General features: G+C 34.1%; 3 protein-coding genes. All 3 read left to right on the top strand.

Annotated elements, in window-relative coordinates; translation table 11 throughout:
- Nucleotides 1-591 (top strand): mannose-6-phosphate isomerase (locus tag Q8907_15880; protein ID MDP4275748.1); only part of this gene is annotated, 591 nt, incomplete at its 5' end.
- A gap of 541 nt (nucleotides 592-1132) precedes the next feature.
- On the top strand, nucleotides 1133-1678 hold the full coding sequence (locus Q8907_15875; GenBank protein ID MDP4275747.1) for an RNA polymerase sigma-70 factor: 546 nt from the start codon (nucleotides 1133-1135) through the stop codon (nucleotides 1676-1678).
- Between the two features lie 80 nt (nucleotides 1679-1758).
- Nucleotides 1759-2627 (top strand): FecR family protein (locus tag Q8907_15870; GenBank protein MDP4275746.1); only part of this gene is annotated, 869 nt, incomplete at its 3' end.

Below are 2627 nucleotides of genomic sequence, written 5' to 3'. Positions count from 1 at the left end.
ATAGATTTTGACCCTGATCGATATATCAACCGCTTCCCTGCTAAAAAACATGATCATTTTCTTATACCAAACGGTACCATTCATTGTTCGGGGAAGAATTGCATGGTTTTAGAAATTAGCGCAACCCCCTACATTTTTACATTTAAATTATGGGATTGGAAACGCCTGGGATTAGACGGCAAACCCCGTCCGATCAACATTACTCATGGTTCTCATGTGATACAATGGCAAAGGGATACTGATTATTGCCTGAATGAACTGGTGTCAAAAGTAGAGAAAATCGGGGAAGGGGATGGCTGGCTGGAAGAAAGGACGGGTTTACATCCTGATGAATTTATTGAAACACGCCGGCATTTGTTTTCAAAACCTGTAGAGCATTTTACCAACCAGAGTGTTAATGTAATTAATTTGGTAAAAGGAAGGGAAGCAATTGTGGAAAGTCCTGATCATATTTTCGAACCTTTTATCGTCCATTATGCTGAAACATTCATTGTCCCTGCAAATATTAAGCGCTATACCATTCGTCCTTATGGCGAAAGTGTAGGGAAACAATGTATGACTCTAAAGGCATACATCAGATTTAAGGCATAAATATTGTTCTTGAAACAGGGATATCTTTTGTGAAGCTCATTGTCCATTTCATGATTCCTTGTCAATAATTTGTGCAGCCCAGGCGTACTGTCGTGGTGAAAATTCTTCTTGTCATCTGTAAAAGCTCACTTTTATTGTTGTTCCGGTGTAAACGAATGAATTTTTTGTTTTTCAGAAAGTTCAACATGAAAACAAAAAAATAGTTTATTAAATTCACTATATCAAATAAATAACCTTAAGTGCATCCGGAATTTTTTAGTTAATAATTTTCCAACCCGTTAAATTTTCTTTCCTCTTTATCTTAAAAAAAGTTAAAATTTGTTAAAATCACAAATTTAAAACGCCTGGAACTAAATTCTCCTTAAAATTTTCATTTGTCAATTAATTAAATCGATTAACCCTTATTTAATTAAATTTTATCGATTTGAATTTTTAAAATTAATTAGTAGAATTAATTTTGCTTTTTAATTTTTTCATCATTTTAATTTATTTTTCAGCAACTTTACAGGGCTGAAAATAGGGGTAATAATTGATGTGTTTTATGGTAAAAAATGAGCAGTTTGTCAATCAGGAGCTAAGGAAGAACAGTAGTGAAGCTTATAGGTTCATTTTCAGGAAATATTACATGGATATGTTGTGCTATTCCCTTTCTTTTGCTATTTCGATGGATGATGCGAAAGATCTTGTTCAGTCAGCTTTTGTAAAACTCTGGGAAAACCGTTCTACCATTCAGGATGATAAACCAATAAAATCTTATTTGACTGCAATTGTGAAAAACAATTGTCTTGATTTTATCAGGCATACAAAGATTATTCAGGAATATGAAGAGGAAGTAAAAAGTACCCCCCCGGATTTTAAAAATGTTACCTACGATCAATTGACAGATAAGGAATTGGAAGGGAAAGTGGTGGAGGCCATTTCTTCTTTGCCTGAACGATGCCGTCAAATTTTTGAATTGAACCGTTTCGTGGGATTAAAAAATAATGAAATTGCCAAGAAACTCGAAATCTCTCCCAAAACCGTTGAAAATCAAATGACTATTGCTCTGGATAAATTGAAAAGTAAACTTATCCATTACTTATCGTAATGATTTTACTTTGTTTCTCAATGAAAAAATAAAATTCACTTTGGGGGTAAATCCCAAGTCGATCGTTATTAAATCATAATATGGGAAAATTAGATAAAAATATTATAGCCAAATATCTGGCAGGTGAATGTTCTGAACCTGAAATTATTCAGGTGAGGAACTGGATTTCATCTTCATCCGGAAATAAGGAATTATTTCTGGATGATCAGAAAGTATGGAATGAAGTAGAAAAAATTTCTTCCAAATTTGCATCCATCAATCTGGAAAAAGAATTGGAAGTTTATATGAATCAAATTCAAACTCTATCCTCGCCCGAGGACACAAACTCAATAACTGACTCTTACTTTTCTTCAAAAAACAAACACATATCCTTCCGCCCCTGGTTAAAATATGCTGCTATCTTCCTGATAGTTCTCAATATTGTTGGAATTGTTGGATTTTTTGTAATAAGAAAAACCTCTTTGCAGAATTTATATTCTGAGATTTCAGTACCCAATGGATCCGTGTCAAAATTCGTCTTACCCGATGGTACTCATGTATGGTTGAATGCTGGTAGTAAGTTGCGTTATGTGAAGAATTTTGATCAAAAAGTCAGAGAGGTGTTTTTGGAAGGGGAGGGCTATTTTATAGTAGCTAAAGATCCTAAACGGCCTTTTCTGGTTGAGGCTTCAAATTTGACCATCAGGGATATAGGTACAGAATTTGATGTTCAATGTTATCCTAATGAGCATAAAATTGAAACTACACTGGTTAAAGGTTTGATAAAAGTTACGAAAGCAAATGGCAAGGATAAGCATACCGATGTTATGCTCAAACCCAATCAAAAATTGACTTTTGTAAAAGAAACCGGTACTTTATATATAGCCGGAGATTTGAAGAAAACCTCAAAGAAAGTTTCTGCTGCACCATCCGTCGATCAGGAGATCAAAAAAGAACGGGAAGAACAGGT

Source organism: Bacteroidota bacterium, from assembly GCA_030706565.1.
GTDB lineage: Bacteria > Bacteroidota > Bacteroidia > Bacteroidales > JAUZOH01 > JAUZOH01.
The sequence above is the reverse complement of the archived record's forward strand: the minus strand, read 5'-3'. Positions and strand labels throughout refer to the sequence as shown.

Coding starts and splice junctions, on each gene's coding strand:
- Q8907_15875 (MDP4275747.1), top strand. CDS start 1,133: ATGGTAAAAAATGAGCAGTTTGTCAATCAGGAGCTAAGGAAGAACAGT.